Consider the following 18,923-nt stretch of genomic DNA (forward strand, 5'->3'; position numbering starts at 1 on the left):
AACTCCTTGACAATAGTTCGAGATTCGAATCAAGATAGTACCAGTTTCGAACCGAATTTGGGGGTGTCCATGGACGCGGATGCCGTGTGGCGTGTGATCGACGACGAGCGCGGCCGCCTGGCCGATCTGATGGACGACCTCAGTGAATCCGAGTGGCGCACGCCGTCGCTGTGCAGGGAGTGGACCGTACGCGAGGTCGCCGCGCACCTGACGCTGGCCCACACGGGACCGCTGTCCGCGACCGGTTCGCTGATCCGTGCCGGCGGCGGCTTCAACCGGATGATCCGGGACACCGCGATCAGGCAGGCCCGCCTGCCGGTGCACGAGTACCCGCGACGGTTACGCGCGATGATCGGGTCCCGCCGCACCGCGCCGTTCATCACCGAACTCGAGCCGATGATCGACGTGCTGTGCCACGCCCAGGACATCGCCCGTCCGACCGGACGGCCCTACCCGATGCCGGCAACCGCGGCCGCGGCGGCCGCGGACCGCATCTGGAGCCAGTCGTTCCCGTTCCGGGCACGACGCCGGCTGCGGGGCTTCGAACTGGTGGCGACCGATGCGCCGTGGCGCGCCGGTGCCGGTCTCCGGGTCGAGGGACCGATCTCGGCGCTCCTGCTGCTGGTGTCCGGCCGGCCCGCCGCCGTGGCCGATCTGGCCGGGCCAGGGGCGGCGAAACTCGCCGCGACGTTCCCAAGCAACTCCGGCCCCGCCACCACCGATGCCGGTGCCTCATCTCCGAAGGAGCGGTAATGACCTACTTCGCACACGTCGTCGACGTGCCGGCCCCCGCCGGCGTCTACGACGCCACCCACACCGAACTCCTGCGACGCACCGGCGGGCACGTCGACGGGCTCATCGTGCACCTGTGCCGCGCCACCGAGGAAGGCTTCCAGGTACTCGAAGTGTGGACCGACCGGGCCGCCTACGAGCGCGCCGAACGTGACCTCGTCGCACCGATCCTCGCCGAGCAGGCCGAGGCAGCATCCGGCGCGCCGCTCCTGCCACCGCGCGTCGAGGAATTCGCCCTGCGCGGACTGGTCGTCCCCGCCGGCGGCATCGCGACGTAGACCGTGCGAAAAGTCAACGGTGACGGGGTCGACGATCGCACCCTCGCCGGCCTGACCGATCTCGGTCTGGGCCCGCAGCCGTTGCCCCGCCTGGAGGCGATGGTGGCGGTGCAACTACGCCGTCCGCGGGCGCGGGTGCTGACCGTCCGCCTGGAGGCCCACCCGTACGACCGGCCCGCCCTGACCACAGCGGGTCGCTACCTGGTCAGCGGTACCGCGGCCGACGCCGCCGCCCGGACCCACAACTACGCCTTCTTCGTCAAGCTCGTCCGGGCCTGGAGGAGGTCACCGCTGGCCGCGGAGGTGCCCGAACCGCTGCGCTCACAGCTGGCACCGCTGATGCCCTGGCGGACCGAGCCGGACATCTACCGGGGCGATCTGGGCCGACACCTGCCCCACGGGCTCCGTCTTCCGCACGCCTACCACGTCACTGACGTCGACGGCGAGTCAGCGGCCATCTGGCTCGACCGCGTGCCGGTACGCCGGGTCCGGTGGGACGTCGCACGCCACCGGCACGCGGCCTACCTGCTGGGGCGACTCGCAGCCAACGCATGCGTCGCACCGCTCGCCGAGCAGGTACCGGTCGGCCGGACCGCCCGGCGGTTCGCCGAGCACTGGTTGGCCGTCAACGTCATACCTGACCTCACCACAGAAGACCTGTGGCAGCACCCGAACGTCGCCGCGACATTCGACCCGCAGCTACGACGCAGGATCCTCCGCGCGGCAGCCGCCCTGCCCACGCTGGTCGACGAAATCGAGACGCTGCCCACCTCGACCGCGCACGGCGACGCCTGCACCGACAACCTGCTCCTCACCGAGGTCGACGACGACATCGTCCTGATCGACTTCGGCTTCTGGGGCACCGCGCCCGTCGGGTTCGACCTCGGCCAGCTCCTACTGGGTGAAATCCAACTCGGACGGCGTCCAGCTCGAGCGTTCCCGGAACTGGAGGAGGCATGCCTACCCGCCTACGTTCAAGGCCTACGCGACGAAGGGTGCATGACCCCGGTCGACCAGGTGCGACGGGCGCACGCCATCGCCATGACGATCTTCCACGCCATCCCCGCGATTCCCTACGAGCACCGGACCGCCGCCGCGGAACCGGAACTGCACCCACTGTTCGCGAACCGGGCCGCCATGGCCCGGTGCATCCTCGACCTCCTCGACGCCACAGACAAAGGGATCCTTCAGCGTTGAGATCCAACGGCATCGGTGTACTGCCCGAATGGAGAACGAGGTGGCTGTGTTCGACACGGCGAAGGCGCTGCGGCAGCGGTTGGACGATCCTGCTGCGGTGTGGGAGTTCCTGCGCCTGTTCACCACCGCCTGGGGACTGCCGAGCGGGCCGATCGCCGGGGTGGACCAGGCCGAGGATCGACAGGGGGTGCGGCTGCCGGTGGCGCTGCGCGAGGCATACGCATGTACCGGGTTCCTCGATCCACGTGGAATGTATGCCGAGGACGGGATTCTGGCGTTCCACTCGGCTGACCCGTTGATCACCGAGACTGCATGGGGCATCCCGATCGCCGTGGCCGATCAGGCGGACCCTCCAGTCGTCATCGATACCGGATCGGGCTGGCGACCGTACCTCGACAGGCTTTCCCTTGCGTGCGTCGACCTGGCCCTCACCGCCGCGATCGACGGCGACACGCTGACGAACGCGTGCGAACTGCCACCGGAGCAGGTGCCGTCGGTGGCGGCACGGTTCGACCGCGTGCCGCTGCCCGACCTGCCGATGTGGATTGAGGCGGAAGACTCACCCGTGCGCTGGTATTCACGGCCGGGGCAACTCCTACGAACGCACGGCGACGACTGGGCTTGGGTGTGGATACGGGCGCAGACCCCCGCCGACCTGGAACAGATCTACGCGGCGTTGCCGGCCGCCCGCTGGAGCCGATGACCACCCTTACGCGGCCCCTCCGGAGCGAGATACGTACGTGCTGCCAATGAACAGGCGCTGGGGCCGTCGCGGTACGGTCGGCGGATGGCGGGGTTGTTCGTGGTGGCGGCGACCGTCGTCGGTGGCGTGCAGCTCGCCGGGGCCGGCGGCGGGTGGGGAGCCCGAGTGCTCGGCGCCGCGATCCTGTTGGCGGCCACCGGTGCCCTGTACTGGCGTGCCCGGTGGCCAGCCGCGGTGCTTGCGGTCGCGGGGTTCGCATGTGTCCTCTACTACCTGCTCGGTTGCCCGCCCGGGCCGGAGCCGGTGCCCTTTGTCGTCGCGTTGTACGCGGCGGCTGCGGCCGGGTGGCGGCGGATCGCGGTTGCGGCCGTTCCGCTCGCTGTCGTGGTGGTGCTGGCGGCGGACGTCGTCGCCGGACGGCCCGTCGAGGGCGAGGATCTCGTCGCGGTCGTGGCGGTGCTGGTCGCGGCGGCAGGTCTGGGCGAGGTGTCGCGGTCGCGGCGTGAGCAACAGGACGCGCGTGCGCAGCGCGCCGCCGACGCGGAACGGCTGCGGATTGCCCGAGACCTGCACGACACGCTGGCCCATCAGTTGACTGCGATCAGCGTCCAGGCGGGTGCGGCGCTGCGCAAGCGCGACAGCCGGCCGGAACTCGCGTATCCGGCCCTGGAGACCGTTCGCACCGTGGCCGGCGAGGCGTTGACCGAGGTCCGCTCGGTGCTGGGAGTCATCCGCGCCGAGCCGGCGTGCGACGCTGCCGGATCCCTGGCGGGGCTGGCCGAACGGGCGGGGCTCGACGTCTCGGTCACCGTGTCGGGTCGTGCGGTCCCGTTGCCACCGCAGGTCGACGCGGCTGTGTACCGGATCGCCCAGGAGGCGCTCACCAACGTCCGCCGCCATTCCGGGGTGACCGACGCCGAGGTCCGCCTCCGTTACCGCCCACGGCGGGTGGAGATCGACGTGACGGACCGGGGACGCGGCCGGGGCGACGGCGTGGCGGGTACCGGCATCACGGGAATGCGGGAGCGGGTGACCGTCCTCGGCGGACGGTTGGCCGCCGGTCCCCGTCCCGGCGGCGGATTTCGGGTATGGGCGAGCATTCCGCGGTGACGACCGTCCTCATTGCCGACGATCAGCAACTGATCCGGGCGGGGTTGCGGGTCGTCCTCGACGAACCGGACCTCACGGTGGTGGCCGAGGCGGCCACCGGTGCGGAAGCCGTCCGGCTCGCCCGCGAACACCGACCCGATGTGGTGCTGATGGACATCCGCATGCCGGAGCTCGACGGGCTGGAGGCGACCCGGCAGATCCTCGCCGACCGCGCCACCGCCGGGACCCGGGTGGTCGTCCTGACCACGTACGACCTGGACGAGTACGTATTCCGGGCGCTGCGCCTGGGAGCCAGCGGCTTTGCGTTGAAGGATCTCGATCCAGGGCAGCTGGTCGACGGTGTCCGAGCGGTCGCCCGGGGCGACGGAATGCTCGCGCCGGCCGTCACCCGGCGTCTCATCGCGACCTTCGCCCGACGGCCCGCACCCGGCGCCGCGCGCCTGGACCCCGACGGCCTCACCGCGCGGGAACGTGAGGTACTGGACCTTGTCGTGGTCGGCCGCGACAGTGCGGAGATCGCGGCATCGCTGGGTATCAGCCCGGCGACGGCCCGGACGCACGTCAGCCGCCTGCTGTCGAAGGTCGGCGCCCGCGACCGGGCGAACCTCGTGATCATGGCGTACGAGTCCGGCCTCGTCGTTCCGGGAATACCCTGACACGCGGTGCGCGTCCTGCGTACGCCGAGATCGTCGCCACGGTGGATCTGTGACACCGTAAGCCGTTCGACGATCGGACCATGACCCTTGCGACCCGTGCCGCGCTCGTTCTCGGCCCCACCGGATCGGCGCTCGCCACCTACTTCTGGACCGACGGACGGTACGGAGCAACCGGTGGCACCATCCTCGTCCTGGCCATGGTCGTGTGGGCCTACGGCCTCATCGGCCTCCTCGACGCGGTGCGCCCGTACGCACCGCGCTACGTTGCCCTCGCACTGCCGGTGTTCCTGTACGGGATCATGGGCGGGGCCGCGTTCGGGTTCCAGGGCGTCTTCGAAGACATCTTCCACCGGTCCGCCGACGCCTCGCTCGACGCGTTGGCAGATCACCCGTTCGCCGCCAACCTGCTGCTCTGGATACCGGGACCCGTCATGCCACTGAGCCTGTTCGCGCTCGGCGCGCTGCTCGGCCGAAAGCGGCTCGTTCCGCTGTGGGCGGCGGCGCTGCTGTGCGCCGGAGCGCTGGCATTCCCACTCAGCCGCATCCCGCGTATCGACCTCATCGCCAACCTGGCCGACGCCCTGCTCGTGGTGGCCTTCACCGCCACGGCCCACTACCTCCGCACACAACGCGAACCTGCCAACGGTGCCGCCCGGTAGCCCTGTTCAGCCCGCCTACCAATCCCTGAACAGGACAAGCGACAGCCCACCTTGAACACCTGTCGCGAGGATCGCGACCATGCTGGGAGGACCACCGCCGATCGCACTTGATCAGGTGTCCGGAGCCGAAAAGTAGTGCACCCGATCAGGGACGTCCGGTGAACCCGTGGTTCGAAGAATAGAGGCCATCGTGAACGCGTCTGAACTCGCTGATCGCGCGGCTCCCCGTTCAGTAGGTGGTGGGACCCTGGGGTACCAGACCCCGAGGTCCCACCGGACGTCAAGGTCAGTTACCGGTGTTCAGGTACTCCCGCAGCCACTCGGCGAGGAAGCGGGTAGCTCCGGCGATCGCGCCTGTGACGGCCGCGGCGATGAGCTTGAATCGGCAGCCCTGCGGCTCGGGGTCTGGCTTGTGGTGTCGAGTCATCGTTGCTGCTCCTGAGGTCTGGTTGGAACGCGTCGAGCCGGCGCCGGCTGGTGTCCAGCCTCAGTGCACTTGGTGATGATCAACTCGATGCCGACGAGTGGCAAACGAGCGCCGTGTGTGCAGCGGGTGGGGGAAGCTGGATCGGCGATGAGTGCCGACGAGTTCCGACCAGGTGTGCGCCGCCCGCGGAAGGTGGCGCGTGTCCCGCTTGCTGGCGGGGCGAGGCGGGAGTTGCGGGATGCGATCTACGAGTTGTATGTGCGGGCTGACTACCCGCAGCTGGCTCGGGTGGCCGAGGAGATCGCGGCCGATGATGATCTGCCTGGGTCGCCGGGCAAGGACGTCATCGGCAGGGTCATCAGGGTGGGTGGGCCGGCGTCGCGGGAGGACACGGTGACGGTGGCGCTCGTGTTGGCCCGTGCTGTCGGGGAGGAACCGGAGGCTGCGGTTCAGGCGCAGGTCCGGGGTCTGTGGCTGGCCGCGCAGACCGAGCCGGATCCGCCCGAGCCGCCAGTGCGGTTGGGGCGTCCGGTCGCCGCCTGTGACCCCTTCGCCTTGGAGGTGCATCCGGCGATCGACGTTGTCGGACACCAGCGGCCGGGTGGGCGGCTGCCGGTGTACGTGGTCCGCGACCACGACTCGCAACTGCGTCGGGCGGCGGACCTCGCGATGGCCGGTTCATCGGCGTCGGTGACGGTGGTGGGTGGGTCGTCGACGGGCAAGACCCGGGCCTGTTGGGAACTTGCCCAGTACCTGGAGCAGGAACAGCCGGGTCGGTGGTGGGTTTGGCATCCTTTCGATCCGACCCGCCCGGACGCGGTACTTGCCGGCCTGGACGAGGTCGGGGCGCACACGATCGTGTGGTTGAACGAGGCCCAGCTCTACCTGGCACCGGCCGACGTCGGGGTCGGTGAGCGAGTCGCGGCTCGGTTACGGACGCTGCTACAGGATCAGCGGCGACGGCCGGTGCTGGTGCTGGCCACCCTGTGGCCGGAGTACTGGAACGAATTGACCCGGCGCTCCGATGCCGGGGAGCCGGACCCCTACGCCCAGGCCCGGAACCTGTTGACCGGAACCCGCGTCGGCGTGCCGGATGGGTTCGCTCCGGCCGAGGTGTCCGGTTTGGCGGGCGCTGGGGTGGATCCTCGGCTTCGGGAGGCTGCCGCACACGCGGAAGGGGGCCGGATCACCCAGTACCTGGCCGGTGCGCCCGAGCTGGAAGACAGGTACCGCACCGCGCCGCCGGCCGCGAAGGCAATCATCCACGTGGCCATCGACGCCCGCCGGCTCGGCCACCCCGTGGCCATTCCGCACGCCCTGCTGGAACAGGCCGCACCCGGCTATATCAACGACCAGGACTGGGACAGCGAAGGTGAAGACTGGCTGGAGGTGGCGCTGGCCTACATCGCCTGCCCGTGCAACGGCGTCCGTGGACCGCTGACCCGCATCCGTCCCCGCCCAGGCGAACCGTCCCCGACCGGCGGACAGCCCGGCTACCGGCTGGCCGACTACCTCGAACAGACCGGCCACACCGAACGCGCCGGCATCTACCCGCCCGACAGCCTGTGGCGCGCGTTCACCACCACCGTCACCGACCTTAAGCTGCTGCGCCACCTCGCCAACCAGGCTCAGAAGCGGGGCCGCTTCCAGCACGCCGTCTGGTTGTACACCCAGGCTGCCGATTGCGGCGACCCTGGCGCACTATGGGCCCTGGCCGACCTGCGGGAGCGGGCTGGGGACGCGGCCGGCGCCGAGGTGCAGTACCAGCAGGCCGCCGACTGCGGCCACACCGGCGCGCTGTGGAGCCGGGCCACCTTGCGCAGGCAGTCCGGGGACACCGCCGGCGCCGAGGAGCTATATCGGCGGGCCGCCGACCTGGGCGACATTTACGCGTTGGGGGACCTGGCCGAACTGCGAGAGGAAGCCGGGGACACCGCCGGCGCCGCGGTCCTGTACCGGACGTTCGCCGAACGCGGCACCACCGCTGATCTGCGGGTACTGGCCAAGATTTTGTCAGAGGGCGGCCACATCGCCGGGGTCGAGACGCTGTTCCGGCAGGCCGCCGACCTGGGCGACACGTACGCGCTGGTGCGTCTGGCCGAACTGCGGGCGCAGGCCGGGGACGCGGCCGGAGCCGAGGCCCTGGCGGTGCAGGCCGCCGACCGGGGCGACACCGGCGCGCTGTGGCATCTGGCCTGGCGGCGGGAGAGCGCCGGGGACGCGGCCGGCGCCGAAGCCCTGGCGATGCAGGCCGCCGACCTGGGCAACACGTACGCGCTGGTGCGTCTGGCCGAACTGCGGGCGCAGGCCGGGGACGCGGCCGGTGCCAAGGCTCTGGCGGTGCAGGCCGCCGACCGGGGCGACACCGGCGCGCTGTGGCATCTGGCCTGGCGGCGGGAGAGCGCCGGGGACGCGGCCGGTGCCGAGGCCCTGGCGGTGCAGGCCGCCGACCGGGGCGACACCGACGCGCTGCGGCGTCTGGCCGAGCGGCGGGAGCGGGCTGGGGACGCGGCCAGCGCAGAAGCGCTGTACCGGCAGGCCGCCGACCTGGGCGACACCTTCGCGCTGCAGGACCGGGCCAGACTGCGAGAGAGCGCCGGGGACGTGGCCAGCGCCGAGGTGCTGTTCCGGCAGGCCGCCGACCTGGGCAATATCTACGTGTTGGGGGATCTGGCCAGACTGCGGGACAAGGCCGGGGACCCGGCCGGCGCCGAGGCCCTGGCGCTGCAGGCCGCCGATCTCGGTCACAAGCGGGCGCTGCCGGATCTGGCCAGGCTGCGGGAGAAGGACGGGGACGCGGTCGGCGCCGAAGTACTGTACCGGCTGGCCGCCAACCGGGGCTGGATCGACGTGCTGCCGGATCTGGTCAGACTGCGGGACAAGGCCGGGGACTCCATGGGCGCCAAACGGATATGGAGATTCGGGTTGACCGGATCTGGCGAGGTCACGACCGAGCTGGTGTTTGGCTCATAGGTCACGGGAGTCATCAGGTTGGGTACACCCAGGCACAGCACCGGGGCCGTCTGCTGAGCGGGCAGCCTTCCGGTCTGACCTCGGTCAGCGGTTGAAAAAGTTGGTTGCCAATGCGTCGATCTCGTCGAGTTCGTCGCTGAGTTCGCGGTGCAGGGAGTCCGGCATGGTCCCCGCCAGTTCATCGAGGTATCGACCGGCGTCGGCTCTGCTGTCGTCGTAGATGACCTCTGTTCGGACCGACGCGTCTTGCCGCGACGCGTCAATCGCCGCCGGGGTTTCCGACTCCGGCGCGTCTGTTGGGAAGGCGCGGTGGCAGACCGTCGGCGACCAGAGTCGGTAAACGGAGACCCGGCTCACCAGGTGGCTTCTGTCAATAAAAGCTGCCGTGTCGAGCAGTCGGTCGAACGCGTTCTCCTGGTAAGACACGGGAACGCGCCGGGCGGATCCTCCAAGCTGGTAGTGCGTCAGGTAGCGCTTCACCACGTTGATTCGGCTGATCACCCAGGGCACCGCCAGGATGACGACCTGCACCTCGAACCGGGCATCGAGAAAGCGGTGCAGTCGTCGCTCGAACACATGGCAGTCTGCGAGAGTCCCGTCCACGAGGGCATTCCGACGCGTCGAGGCCGCGTAGTCGATCGCGAGGTCGACCCATCGGTTGAGGACGCGGTAAATTGCCTTGCCCGCGGCCGGTCCGTGGCTCACGTTGCCGCTGCAGCACTCGGGATAGAACTGGCGGTAGCCGTCCGGATCGATCAGAACCGGTCTGCGTCCATCGAAGTCACCCTGATCGCGCAGCTCCGGAACCAGCGTCGACTTTCCCGCCCCCGGCTGACCCCCGACGAACAGCGCCAATGGGTCGGGAGCCAAGTCGTTGCAGACTACGTGTGTTCGGAAACGCTTCTTGATCTCGGCTTCGGACAGCTCGCCTTCGGGCATCGCACAGGCGAACTCAGAGGACACGCGGCGACGGCCGGAGCCCGCAGGCTGCCTCACCGCCGTCATTGGCCACATGCTTCGCAGGCGTCTCGGTCAGCTTCCGCAGCTCGTCCCGGTACGTCGTGAGCACCTGGTCGATCTGGACGGTGTGCTCGACGCGGAGATCCCGCTGTTCCCGCAGCAACCGGCGCTGCTGTGCGCGGAGCTGCCCGGCCTCGCTGAGGTCGCCTTCGGCTTCCTTGTCCACGATGAGCTGCTCGAACAGCGCAACCAGATCGCGAAGAACGTGGACTGCGGCCTCCAGGCGATCCCGATCAGCCATTGGCTGGCGGGCCCACGCGTCAACGGCTTCGTCGACCCTGGCTGCGGACGATGACCGCTGCGGAGGGATGTCCAACGGTCGAATGTCCTGGAACGGTGCCACGTACTTCTCCTCGCTGGGGGCAAGCGCCAGGGCGGCATCCGGCAACGTAACGCTCTCAGACATCTCATGCACCCCCTGCTTGGCGCCAACCGGGCGCGGCACGGTTGCCGACACCCGCCCATCGGCGCGACGGGATCAGCCCTTAGGCGATAACCAGTACGCTACCCTTCGTGCCCAATTTGGCACTCAGAGTTGCGATCTTCCGACACTGCACCCGGCATGGACAAGGCCCGGGCTCACTTCGGATCGGAGGCGCCGATGTCACCTCGACGCCGGGGATTCCTCGCGGTCTGCGCCGCGCTCCCACTGACGGGCCTGCTGGCCACAGTGTTTTATGCTGCCGGCTCCGACAACACCGCCCAGGTCCTCGCGTCCGCGGTCATGCTTGCATTGGCGTCGACGGTGGTCGGGGGACTGGTGGGGTTCCTGTTCGGCGTTCCCCGTTCGGCTGCCGGCAACGACGACAGCCGCGTTACGGCCACTTCGCACAGCAGATACCTCGCGAACACCAACCTCGAACAGATCTCCGACTGGCTGACGAAGATTCTGGTCGGCCTCGGGCTGACCCAACTGGGGCCGATTCACGACGCCCTCAAGCGGCTGATCAGCAGCGTGGAACCAGCGCTGGGCGCGCGCCCCGACAGCGGCGTCTTCGGCGCCGCGCTGCTCGTCTGCTACACCGTGTCCGGTTTCATGTGCGGCTGGCTGGCCACCCGGCTCCTCCTCACGTCGGCCCTCTCAGACGTGGACTGCGCCATGGAGCAACTGCACCGGTCGGCTGATGAACTTCAGGCCGGCAACACCGAGCGCAGCCTCGAACTCCAAGCCGACGGCCTCCGCATTCTTGGCGAAACCAGACGGTACGAGCTACTCCGGCAGCTCCTACCTTCCGGCGACCTGCGCAGCACGGAGATCAAGTCCATCTTGACGCAGGCACGCCAAGAGGCCCGCGACGCCCAGTGGACCGCCCGGCAAGCTCAGGAGTTGTTCGATACCGGCACGGACGGAAACCGGATCTACAGCCTCGCCCTCATGTCCGAATCCGCAGCGCTGGCCGACGTCGACCGGATCTTGAGTGCGATCAAGATCCCCCGCTCCCGTTCCGAACAGATCACGGCACTCCGCGCCGCACACACGGCCAAACCGAAGCTCGATCCGTCACAGGTTCAACGGCTGAAGGAAGCGATCGAGGAACAGCTGAACCGGGGCGCCATCCCGGCGGAATCCCAGCGAGCCACGGTCGCCCACCAGTTCCTGGCCGACCCGATCTGACCGCCGTCAGAACACCGGCGACTGTTTCACGGCGGATCTACTACGATCATTGCCGTTGCCTGTCGGTACGCCCCGCGGCGGCCGCGCGCGCAGCGAGCTGGCCATCTGCTGGGGCGGCCCGACTCGACCTACTGGACGAAGGTCGGCGCGATCGCGCTCCTCGGCTGTGACTGCGGCGAGGTCGGCTGCTGGCCCCTACAGGCCCAGGTGGTCGTCGACGACGACCGCGTGACCTTGCGTCTCAGCGTTGTGGCCACGTTCATCACTTCGTGACGAACGTGGTCGCGTTGTCGCCGGTGTTGGGGTCGGGCGCGGGGGACCCGTCGGGTAGCGCGGCGGTCACCCGCACCGTCGACGAGAATCCGGTGCCGTGGATGGTGCCGTGCCGCAGTTCGAACGTCAGCGTCCGTGACTGCCCGGCCGGTGGCACGGTCACCGGGCAGGTCGCCTTGGTGTTCTCGGATCCGACGGTGCACCCGTCCCAGCCGGCGAGTTCGTGCAGGGTCTCCTGGTAGAGGTAGGTGTCGCCGCCGAGGGCGAACGCGAGGGTCGCCCGCGCCGGCGCGCCTGGCCCGTTGTTGCGAACCGTCACGGTGACGGTGCCGCGCTGTGAACCGCCGTTGTCGGGCCCCCACACCAGGTCGCTCGCCGACACCGACAGGTCGGCCACGTTCGGGTTGGGCGGAAACGATGTCGGCCCCTGCACCTGTTGGAAACCCTGGCCGGTCCAGGCGTAGACCCGCCACTGGTGCTGCGGCAGGTCGGCCGATTCGCCGCAGCACCCGCGATAGTCGCCGACCTCGACCGACACGCGGGAACCGTCGGCCTGGACGGCGAACACCGCCCGGACCGCGCCGCCGGTGCGCACCACCTGGCCCACCGTGGTGACCGCGCCGGCCGGGTCGCGGTCGAACACGACGACCTGTGCCTCTGTCTGGCACGTCAGCACCGCGGCCGTTTCAGGTACGCCGTCGCGGTCGACGTCGGGGTGGGCGACCTGACCGATGGTCACCGTGACGGTGCCGCTGCGGGTGCTCGCGCCGTGGAAGGTGAAGCGCCCCGACGGGCACGCGCGCTGCGACCACGCCGGCAGGTCGACGGTCGCCGTCGCCAACTCCGCCTGGCTCACCGGTGTGGCCGCCGTCGGGCTCTGGGTCGGTGACGGCGGGGCGGACGCCGATCCGCTCGGCCGGTCCGTCGACGCGGTCGCCGGCGTCTCGGAGGGCGTTCCGGTGTCGGGTGACGGAACCGGGCCACCGAGCAGGGCGACCGCGCCCACCACGACCGCGACCATCGCGGCCACCGCGCCGGCCGTACGCACCCGGCGCCTTCGGCGCACGGTCAGGTGGACCGCCGCCGCTCCCGGCCGGACGATCCGGGGTGCGACCCGGGCGTGAAAGTCGTCGAGCGCTACCCGGAGGTGGCGCGGCTCATCGAGATCCGGCACCGTCGTCCTCCGTCCATTTCTCCGCCAGCTCCTCCGCCAGGACCAGCCGGGCGCGGCGCAACCACGACTTGACGGTGTTCTCGGCCGCCTGCTCCTGTACGGCGATGTCGGCGATCGACAGATCGGCGATGTGGTACAGGATGAACACCCGTCGCGCCCGGGCCGGCACCTTGGCGAGGGCGCGCACCAGGTCGACGCGGTCGGCGGTCGGTGCGTCCACTGTGGCCGGACGCATCCGGGCGGCCGCGGCGAACGCGCGCCGCACCTGGCGGAACCGGTTCTTGGCCAGGTTCCACGCGACCCGGCGCACCCACGCCGTCGGGTTGTCGTACATCGAGATCGTCTGCCACCGCGGCAGCGCCCGGCAGAACGCATCCTGTACCAGGTCCTGAGCGAACGCGAGGTCACCGGTGTAGGCGCACAGCTGCAGCGTCAGGCTGTCGAAATTCGCCGCATAGAACTCGTCGAAACCGGCGACCGCCGACGCGCCGGTCGCCGACGCGCCGGTCGCCGGCACCGGTTCGAGCGTCCCCCGGTCCCGGTCTCTCACCGGCGGTGACACTTCAGCACTACTTCCCCCCGGAAGCGTTCAGACGCCGCAGCGGCGGCGGGCAGGTGCCCGCCGCCGACTCCGACGGATCGGTTCAGCTCAGATTGTCAGTTCACATTGACGGTGGTCGTGGTGGTGTTGTCCACCGGATTCGCGTCGGCGAACGGCTGCAGGCCACGCATCGCGGTGACGCCGATCGTGAGCTCCGTGCCGGCGACCGGTGGCTGGTCGCTCCAGATCACCAGGGTCGACGTGCGCCGCGCGCCCTGCGCGACCCGGTCGAGCCGGCACGCCCACTCGCCGTACATGCAGCCGATCGGCTGGCCCTCGACCCGCACACCGCTGCCCGGGGGCAGGCCGGTCACCGACAGCCCGATCTCGTCGTGCTCGGCGTCCGTGGCCGCGGTCACGGTGACCGGCAGCTGGCCGGTCCAGGAGCCGTCGCCGTTGTCGACGAACGTCGCCGGTCCGGCCGTGACGGCGAGGTCCGGCGCCGACGCCGGCCGGTACACCGCCGGGTCCACACCGGGTCCGGTGCCGATCAGCAGCCCGCGGAAGCGTGCGGTGGACGTGGCGGTCGTCGCCGAGCTGACAGTCACCGCGCCCTCGCCGCTGAATCGCGAGCGCCGCTGCGGCTGCGCCAGCGAGGTGAAGGCGACAGCCAGGTCGTGATGTCCGCCGGCGGCGATCGTCACCGCCAGGTAACACTCGAGCCCTCGTGGCCCCACGTTCGGCGTGCGGACGCACGTCTGTAGCTGGCCGTCGCGCTCGCCGGCGAACCGTAGCCCTTCGGGCTGGTCGATGACGACCGTCACCCCGGAAACGTCGCCGCCGGTGGCCCGGATCCGGACCGCGAGCTGGCCGGCGTAGCCGCCGCCGGTCGCCGGTGTCAGGACCGCGGTGCCGGTACCGACCGACAGCGCCGGCTGGCTCGCGACGGCCGGTGCGGCCCCCACGAGCGTGAGTGCCGCGACGGCACCGCCGACCGCGAGCACCCTGCTGATACGGATCATTGTTCCTCCCCGTTCGTCGATGGACGCGCCTTACACACCGCAGCGGTGGGCCGGGTTGCACGGCAGATGGAAGAAATTCGAAACGACCTGACGCTGGTGGACGTCGGCCGCCGGTGGTGCTGATGTACACCGTCGTGGAGCAGTGCGGTGGCCGCTTCGGGGTCGCCGAGGTCAGCATGAGGGCCATGGCGAGCCACCGATGCTCCAGCGCGTCTGACGGCCCGGCCGAACAAAGCTCATCACCGACGCGTCGACACGAAGCCGCCAGCCGGTTCGACCGAGGCCCGTGGACCGAAGACGGCCATCCCGACGTGGAGGTGGCGGTTGTGTGCAGCAGGAAGGCCATGGCCGGCGCGCCGTAGTACAGCCCGGTGTGCGCGGCGGCGTCGACCCGGCCCGCCGCTTGCCGGATGAGGCGTTCGGCTGTGGCCCAGGTGCCGGCGCCGTTGACGGCGCGCTCCACGGCGACCAGCGCCTGTCCGACGGTGCCGGATGCCAGGGATTGCGCGCCGGATTCGGCCCTGGTCAGGGTGGTCGGCGTGGCGGCGCTCATCGGACGCCTCGCGGGCTGAGGTGACGCATGGCGACGGCCCGGGCGATGTGGTTCGTCTGGCGTTCGACGTCGGGATCGACGCCGAGCGCCCGGTGGTGATGCTCGCGCAGCAACGTTCGCAGCACGTTGTCCGGTCCGCCGCCGGCGGCGGCGAGAGCGTCGTAGTAGGCGCGCAGCGCGGCAGGGCTGGCTCAAGGCCCGCCGCGAGCTCCAGCCTCACTCTTTCAGCATGAAGTGATCACGGTGGTGAGCGGCGATCACCGGGCTGGCGCAGCGCCAGTGGTCGTGGGGTGGTCTGGGTGTCGGGTGGCCGGGATTACGGTGTCGAGGTGACTCAACGGACTGATGTAAGCGCGTCTGCGGACCTGAACCCTGTGGTGATCGAGCCGGCGGCCGAGGTTGACCTGCCCGGGATCGTGGAGGTCCTCAACTACGTGGCGGCGAACTCGCACGCGTCCTTCGATACCCGGCCGGTCAGCGTGGCCGAGCGGCGTGATTGGTTTGAGCAGTTCTCCTCGACCGGGCCTTACCGGTTGCTCGTTGCTCGACGTGGCAACCTATTCTTGGGCTACGCCTGCAGCCAGCGTTACCGCGACCACGAAGCGTTCCGGGAGACGGTCGAGGTGAGTATCGCGCTGGATGTCAGTTGCCGCGGCCAGGGCGTGGGTTCCTTGTTGTATCGCGAACTGTTCGAGTGTCTGGCGGAAGAGCCGGTTCACGTCTTCCTGACCGGTATAGCCATGCCCAATGATGCGTCGGTGGCGCTGCATCGAAAGTTCGGCTTCACGGAGGTCGGAACGTTCCGTGAGTACGCCGTCAAGAACGGTCAGTACCTCAGCTCGCTGTGGATGCAGCGTCTTTCACCAACTGCTGATCAAGCTGGTTGAGCTGGTTGGTGGTCCTTGTTCGCTGGCTGTGTCGGAGCTTCTGCGGGTCAGCACTGGAACGAATGACATTGCCGTCGTGGCTGTCGACGATTGCAACAGTGCTCTCGTCCCACTCTCATCGTCCTCTCGCGTGGCTGACGCTGGCGTGGAGGTGTATTGACGATCTTCGGGCAGCCCGTAACCTTCGCTTTGTCGACGTTTCTCGCGACCGGTGTTGCCAGTATCGCCGGAAGTAGGACGGTCATTCCGCACGGATGCGCCGCCTGCGAAGTATTCGAGATCGTCAACGGGGAACTTCGACATTTGGCCAATCGGAAAGAGAGGCAGTCAAGCATGTCCAAAAGGTTCAACCAGGTCAGGCGTCCAATCGTGGTGGCGCTGGCCCTCGCGGTCGCGGTCGCGCTGGGCGGAGGCACCGCGACGGCGGCGGTCGCTGGCGAGCCGACGCCCGGCGAGGCGGTGAAGGTCGAGGTGGCGATGGCGCTCGATTGCGTCAACCTGACTCCCACCGCACGCGAATACGCGCTGGCGAACAAGATTTGCACGGCAGACGGCAAAGCGGTCCAGAGCGACGTCTCGACCAATGGCACCGCCGTCGGTACTTGCGGAACAAGTTGGATCTACATTTTCAACGCCTACCGTGGCAATGCCAGGTTCCTGTACGGGTACAACTCCACCCAGGGCGCGGTGGCGGCTCACTTCCTCACAGTCAACTGGGCCAACTGGACCAAGGGGACCGCCAACGGCTTCGAGGACGACGGCGCGCCACTTTCGAGCTATTACCAGATCGCCCAGAACAAGTACACGGACACCGGTTGGGTCAACACCGCACTCTCGGGCTCGGTCTTGTTGTGGTGGGGCGGAACCTGCTCCGTGCTCAATCCGACCGACGGCGCCCAGATCGGGTGGTAGTGGTTCCGTGACACAGTAATCCAATACTGTTGAAGCCGGCGGCAGGTGAGGTAGCGGAAACGCCGCCGCACCTGCCGCCGTTTCGTGGGTGCCAACCCCTACGCCACGATCCGCATCTCCGGGTAGGTGCGCGACGGGCCGGACAGGAGGCGTCCGTCACCGTGGCGGAGGTACCGGTCGAAGAACGCGGCCACGTAGACCCGCTGCACGGCCACCGAGCGCCGGCCGTCGATCGTCCCGAGAAGCGGCTCCAGGTCCCCCGGCGGGATGCCGGACTGCGGCAGCAGCACCTGATAGTCGCAGAACGACAGGTGCCCCGAGCCGAGGAGTTCCAGCTGATGGCGCGGACCCCGGAGGTGTGACCAGAGCTTCACCCACGTCTCGTCAGGCTCGTCCCCGTCGGACTGCGAACCGAGGAGCAGGAACGGCCGGTCCAGGCCGGCGGTGACAACCTGGCCGAAGACGCTGCCGTCCAGGTTGAGCCCGGCCCGCAGGCGGCGGTCTTCGTACATCGCCTCCGCGGTCGTGGCGCCACCCATGGAGTGGCCGAGCATTCCCACCCGGGACAGGTCGAGCGCCCCGCGTAGGCCGCGCGGCAGGGGTCGCCGTGCCACGTCGGGGTTGCCGCCGCGGTTGATCAGCGTGAGTTTGTCGAGGGTGAAGCGGGTGTCGGCCACCCGCACGGCGAGGGCCGTGGCCAGGAGTTGCTCCTCCTCGGCCGGGGTGGTCGGTGTCGGCATGGCCGTTTCCACGACCCGCCCGCCGGGGAACTCGACCGCTCGCGCCTCGTAGGTGTGGTCGATGGTGACCACGATGGATCCCCGGCTGGCCAGGTCCTCCACGAGCGCGGTGCTGGCGGCGCGGTCGATGCCGAGGCCGGGGGAGTAGAGGACGACGGGATGCTGGCCCGACCGCGCCGGCGCGCCGATGTGCCCGTGCGTGACCGGCAGCCGCACCGACGAGCCGGGCGGGTTGAGGATCGCCTCGACGCCGGGCGAGACCCAGGGTGCTCGCGGGTAGCCGCGGACGCTCGTTGCCGGGTACCAGATCTGCACCATGAACTCGCGGGTCGGCGTGGCCGGCACCCACGGGGCGGGACGGGACGCGTCGATGAGGTGCAACGACACGGTGCCGACGCGGTTGGGCCCGGTCGGCGCGGGCAGGACGAGCTGGATCGGGACGGGTTCGGCCGCTCGGGCCGGCGCCACCGGGGCACCGAACAGACCCGTCACGACGGTCAGAGGGACCGCGAGTATGCGCTTCATGCCACGAGTGTCGGCAGACCGTGAGAGCTGGCGTAGTGCCACCGCACAGCGGTTTCGATGTCGATCCACATGCGGCACCGATGACAGATGTCATCGCGGCGGACGTCGCCACGGCTCCGCGGCGGTCGACGTTTCACCCCTGCTTCGTCGCGGCCGTCCCGCTGACGCTGACGCGAAACCGATGTGAAGCAGCCGATCGACACACTCGGGCGGTCGTCACGAGGAGATCCCTCACGCCAGCCCGGACGGACCCGAAGCCATGCAGTACCTGGAAATAGCCTGCCGTGTCGCGCTGTTAGCGGTCTTTCTCGCCTCGTTGGTGAGCAAGGTGCGGCGGACCGACTTCGTCGAGTTCGCCGAGTCCCTGCGGGCGATGCGCATCGTCGCGCGCCGGCGCACGCGGTTGGTGGCCGGCGCCGTCGTCGGGGCCGAGGCGACCGCCGTGGTTCTGCTCGCGGTGCCCCGGACCGGGGCGACGGCGTACGCCTTCGCCCTGGCTCTCCTGGTCGGTTTCACCGTTGCCGTCGTCGTCGTGCTGGTCCGGCACGAGCGCGTCTCCTGCCGCTGTTTCGGCGCGTCGGCGCGGCCCGTCGGAGGGCTGCACATCGCCCGCAACTCGTTCCTGCTGGCCCTGTGCGTCGCCGGACTCGCGGCGTCCCGAACGGTCGGGTCGTGGCATCCCGGCGGGGTTGCGCTGGCGGTGTGCGGCGGTCTCGTCGCCGCTCTGTTCGTCGTCCGCAGCGAAGACCTGGGCGCGGTGATCGTGTCCACGCCGAAACCCGGCGGTCCCGCGTCGGTCCCATCGAGAAGGTGAGTGTCGAATGCCTTATGTCGTCTCCGGAATCATCGTGGTCGGCGTGCTGTGT

20 protein-coding genes are annotated in these 18,923 nt (G+C 69.6%); 12 read left to right on the plus strand and 8 right to left on the minus strand.

What is annotated here, in order from left to right; translation table 11 throughout:
• The first annotated feature begins 69 nt into the window (after positions 1-69).
• The 7 genes from Vau01_RS58330 (at position 70) to Vau01_RS58360 (ending at position 5,395) form a co-directional block, all read left to right on the plus strand.
• Positions 70-753 (plus strand): maleylpyruvate isomerase family mycothiol-dependent enzyme, encoded by a 684-nt coding sequence (locus Vau01_RS58330; protein WP_204012219.1) that lies wholly within the window; start codon positions 70-72, stop codon positions 751-753.
• Entirely contained in the window at positions 753-1,070 is a 318-nt protein-coding gene (locus tag Vau01_RS58335) for a hypothetical protein (RefSeq protein WP_204012221.1), read from the plus strand. Before Vau01_RS58330 ends, Vau01_RS58335 begins: the two co-directional genes overlap by 1 nt.
• Positions 1,071-1,073: 3 nt before the next feature.
• Entirely contained in the window at positions 1,074-2,267 is a 1,194-nt protein-coding gene (locus tag Vau01_RS58340; protein WP_204012223.1) for a phosphotransferase, read from the plus strand.
• Positions 2,268-2,307: 40 nt separating this feature from the next.
• Positions 2,308-2,970 (plus strand): hypothetical protein, encoded by a 663-nt coding sequence (locus tag Vau01_RS58345; RefSeq protein ID WP_204012225.1) that lies wholly within the window; start codon positions 2,308-2,310, stop codon positions 2,968-2,970.
• An 84-nt stretch (positions 2,971-3,054) separates the two neighbouring features.
• On the plus strand, positions 3,055-4,080 hold the full coding sequence (locus Vau01_RS58350; RefSeq protein WP_204012227.1) for a sensor histidine kinase: 1,026 nt from the start codon (positions 3,055-3,057) through the stop codon (positions 4,078-4,080).
• Positions 4,077-4,736 (plus strand): response regulator, encoded by a 660-nt coding sequence (locus tag Vau01_RS58355; RefSeq protein ID WP_204012229.1) that lies wholly within the window; start codon positions 4,077-4,079, stop codon positions 4,734-4,736. The genes Vau01_RS58350 and Vau01_RS58355 overlap by 4 nt, the downstream gene beginning before the upstream one ends.
• Positions 4,737-4,816: 80 nt before the next feature.
• Positions 4,817-5,395, plus strand: coding sequence for a hypothetical protein (locus Vau01_RS58360; protein ID WP_204012231.1), 579 nt, complete (start codon positions 4,817-4,819; stop codon positions 5,393-5,395).
• A 286-nt stretch (positions 5,396-5,681) separates the two neighbouring features.
• On the opposite strand, the gene Vau01_RS58365 is transcribed toward Vau01_RS58360, so the two are convergent.
• A complete protein-coding gene (locus Vau01_RS58365; RefSeq protein WP_204012234.1) occupies positions 5,682-5,822 on the minus strand; it encodes a hypothetical protein in 141 nt (46 codons plus the stop codon).
• Between the two features lie 258 nt (positions 5,823-6,080).
• On the opposite strand from Vau01_RS58365, the gene Vau01_RS64930 reads away from it, so the two are divergent.
• A complete protein-coding gene (locus Vau01_RS64930; protein WP_204012237.1) occupies positions 6,081-8,795 on the plus strand; it encodes a hypothetical protein in 2,715 nt (904 codons plus the stop codon).
• A gap of 84 nt (positions 8,796-8,879) precedes the next feature.
• On the opposite strand, the gene Vau01_RS58375 is transcribed toward Vau01_RS64930, so the two are convergent.
• Together Vau01_RS58375 and Vau01_RS58380 are read right to left on the minus strand one after the other, a co-directional pair.
• Complete coding sequence (locus tag Vau01_RS58375) at positions 8,880-9,758, minus strand: zeta toxin family protein (RefSeq protein ID WP_204012240.1); 879 nt, start codon at positions 9,756-9,758, stop codon at positions 8,880-8,882.
• The gene (locus tag Vau01_RS58380; RefSeq protein WP_204012243.1) at positions 9,748-10,221 is read right to left on the minus strand and encodes a hypothetical protein; all 474 of its coding nucleotides are present in this window, start codon (positions 10,219-10,221) and stop codon (positions 9,748-9,750) included. Before Vau01_RS58380 ends, Vau01_RS58375 begins: the two co-directional genes overlap by 11 nt.
• Before the next feature lie 156 nt (positions 10,222-10,377).
• On the opposite strand from Vau01_RS58380, the gene Vau01_RS58385 reads away from it, so the two are divergent.
• Positions 10,378-11,430 carry a hypothetical protein gene (locus Vau01_RS58385; RefSeq protein WP_204012246.1) on the plus strand — a complete coding sequence of 351 codons (1,053 nt, stop codon included), beginning with the start codon at positions 10,378-10,380 and terminating at the stop codon, positions 11,428-11,430.
• A gap of 262 nt (positions 11,431-11,692) precedes the next feature.
• On the opposite strand, the gene Vau01_RS58390 is transcribed toward Vau01_RS58385, so the two are convergent.
• From Vau01_RS58390 to Vau01_RS64935, 4 genes are all read right to left on the minus strand, one after another.
• A complete protein-coding gene (locus tag Vau01_RS58390) occupies positions 11,693-12,877 on the minus strand; it encodes a hypothetical protein (protein WP_204012249.1) in 1,185 nt (394 codons plus the stop codon).
• Positions 12,861-13,427: a sigma-70 family RNA polymerase sigma factor gene (locus tag Vau01_RS58395; RefSeq protein ID WP_204012252.1), complete on the minus strand. Its 567-nt coding sequence runs from the start codon at positions 13,425-13,427 to the stop codon at positions 12,861-12,863. Before Vau01_RS58395 ends, Vau01_RS58390 begins: the two co-directional genes overlap by 17 nt.
• 107 nt (positions 13,428-13,534) lie before the next feature.
• Positions 13,535-14,440, minus strand: coding sequence for a hypothetical protein (locus tag Vau01_RS58400; protein ID WP_204012254.1), 906 nt, complete (start codon positions 14,438-14,440; stop codon positions 13,535-13,537).
• Positions 14,441-14,989: 549 nt separating this feature from the next.
• On the minus strand, positions 14,990-15,118 hold the full coding sequence (locus tag Vau01_RS64935; protein ID WP_275424058.1) for a hypothetical protein: 129 nt from the start codon (positions 15,116-15,118) through the stop codon (positions 14,990-14,992).
• A gap of 165 nt (positions 15,119-15,283) precedes the next feature.
• Between Vau01_RS64935 and Vau01_RS58405 the strand changes: the two genes are divergently transcribed.
• Complete coding sequence (locus Vau01_RS58405) at positions 15,284-15,880, plus strand: GNAT family N-acetyltransferase (RefSeq protein ID WP_204012256.1); 597 nt, start codon at positions 15,284-15,286, stop codon at positions 15,878-15,880.
• Positions 15,881-16,036: 156 nt separating this feature from the next.
• Positions 16,037-16,792: a hypothetical protein gene (locus Vau01_RS58410; RefSeq protein WP_204012258.1), complete on the plus strand. Its 756-nt coding sequence runs from the start codon at positions 16,037-16,039 to the stop codon at positions 16,790-16,792.
• 98 nt (positions 16,793-16,890) lie between these two features.
• On the opposite strand, the gene Vau01_RS58415 is transcribed toward Vau01_RS58410, so the two are convergent.
• A complete protein-coding gene (locus Vau01_RS58415) occupies positions 16,891-18,057 on the minus strand; it encodes an alpha/beta hydrolase family protein (protein ID WP_204012260.1) in 1,167 nt (388 codons plus the stop codon).
• 259 nt (positions 18,058-18,316) lie between these two features.
• Here Vau01_RS58415 and Vau01_RS58420 point away from each other — a divergent pair, with 259 nt between their 5' ends.
• Entirely contained in the window at positions 18,317-18,871 is a 555-nt protein-coding gene (locus Vau01_RS58420) for a MauE/DoxX family redox-associated membrane protein (RefSeq protein WP_373320495.1), read from the plus strand.
• The last annotated feature ends 52 nt before the right edge of the window (positions 18,872-18,923 follow it).

The organism is Virgisporangium aurantiacum (assembly GCF_016863635.1).
Lineage (GTDB): Bacteria > Actinomycetota > Actinomycetes > Mycobacteriales > Micromonosporaceae > Virgisporangium > Virgisporangium aurantiacum.